Annotated in this window: 1 protein-coding gene and 1 pseudogene; one reads left to right on the top strand and one right to left on the bottom strand. The window is 56.2% G+C overall.

Annotated features, from left to right (window positions below):
* A partial coding sequence (locus tag ACR0DX_RS22680; protein ID WP_480847531.1) for a recombinase family protein occupies positions 1-567 on the top strand: 567 nt, incomplete at its 5' end.
* Positions 568-587: 20 nt separating this feature from the next.
* Here the strand turns inward: ACR0DX_RS22680 and ACR0DX_RS22675 are convergent.
* A pseudogene (locus ACR0DX_RS22675) lies at positions 588-1,705 on the bottom strand (IS3 family transposase).
* Positions 1,706-1,891 lie beyond the last annotated feature (186 nt).

The raw sequence follows: 1,891 nt of genomic DNA, 5'->3' as shown, positions 1-1,891 counted from the left end.
TTGCAGCGCGATGCACTGATTGAAGCCGGTGTCGATGCCGAGCGCATCTATGAAGACAAGGCATCCGGGCGGAAGGACCATCGGCCAGGGCTTGATGCCTGCATGAAAGCGCTTCAGCCGGGAAACTCTCTGGTGATCTGGAAACTGGATCGCCTTGGGCGCGACCTCAAGCATCTCGTGGCAACGGTAGATGACCTGCGAGAGCGCGGCGTTGGCCTTCGCGTTCTTTCCGGCGCTGGTGCTGAGATTGATACGACAACCGCGAATGGCAGGCTCGTCTTTGGGATCTTCGCCAGCCTCGCCGAGTTCGAACGGGAACTCATCGCTGAACGCACCCACGCCGGGCTGGCAGCAGCACGTGCGCGGGGCCGGAAAGGTGGGCGACCGCGCAAGATGGATTTGACCATGTTGCGCATGGCAATGAAAGGCATGGCGGATCGTGAGACCAACGCTTCAGATCTGGCAAAGCGCCTCGGGATCACCACAACGACGCTTTACGAATATGTAAACGGGGACGGAACCGCGAAAGCGCCTGGTCAGAAACTGCTGGACGGAAATTCCGTATGAGCAAATGTCCAGCCCCAATTCTATGGGCCAGTTTTGAGCAAGGTTTCTGGAACGGGCGGTCGCATGTTTAGAGCCTGATGGGGTCTGACACGATTGTACTGTCTAAGCCAGGTATTGATGACGATCTGAGCCTGTTTGGTGGTGTGGAACCATTCTGCGTTGAGGACTTCCCGGCGCAGAGTGCCATTGAAGCGCTCGTTGTATCCATTCTCCCAAGGTGATCCCGGGTAGATTTGGATCGGCTTAATGCCCACCTTTCTTAACCAGGTCTGCAGGGCCGTTGCGATGAACTCCGCGCCGTTGTCGGAACGGATGTGTTCGGGCTTCCCGTGCCGCAATAAGAGTGGGTAGAGCGCATCCAGCACGTCTGCGCTGTTCATCTTCGGCTTGACCGCTACGCAGAGCGCCTCACGGGTATACTCATCCAGCACCGTCAGCATCTTGTAGCTCTGTCCGTTGCTCAGCTTGTCGTGGACAAAGTCAATGCTCCAGATGTGATTGGGATGTTGCGGTCGGAGCCGGATGATCGAGCTGTCCTTGTGGTACAGCCGTTTGCGTTTCTTGTGCCGTTGTGGGAGCTGCAAGCCTTCTTCGCGCCATAGTCGTTCGATCTTTTTATGATTGACTGCCCAGCCTTCGACACGCAGCAGCTCGGCGACCTTGCGGTAGCCGTAGCGCCCATACCGTTTGGCCAATCGGATCATCGCCAGACGTAACGCCTCATCATCCTTTGGCGCTGCGCGGTATTGCAGCGTGCTCCGCGCCAATCCAATCACGCGACAGGTGCGCCGTTCAGAGGTTGCCAGCTTTTGTCGGGTGTGGACCACGGCCTGACGAAGCTGGTCTGCCGTCAGGCCTTTGGCTTTAGATAATCAAGGCTCTCCTTGAGAATGAGTTTGTCCAGTTCAAGCTCAGCCACGATTTTCTTGAGCCGATCATTCTCTTTCTGCAGCGCCTTCAGATTGGCCATCTCAGATCGTCCCATCCCACCAAACCGCTTGCGCCATGTGTAATAGGTCGCATCACTGACACCAGCCGTTCTGCACGCCGTCGCGACATCCGAACCAGATGCCAGGCCCAGCTCAATCTCGCGCAAAAGCCGCAGAATATCTTCGTCCGAATACCGTTTCCGCGCCATCAATCCCGTCTCCAAAACTAAGCCAACTGTGGCACAGTTTTAGGGGGCCAAGACAGTCTCGCCTCCAAGAGTTGCTATGAGACGGTTGCGATTTTGGTCCAAAGTGAAAGCTGGATGCATAAACTCAGTGATTAGTGAGGTGCGTTCGATACCACCGATACTATAGGTGTTACCCCAGCTGTTGTT

This window comes from Ruegeria sp. D3 (assembly GCF_056534465.1).
This window is presented reverse-complemented; position numbering and strand designations above follow the sequence as displayed.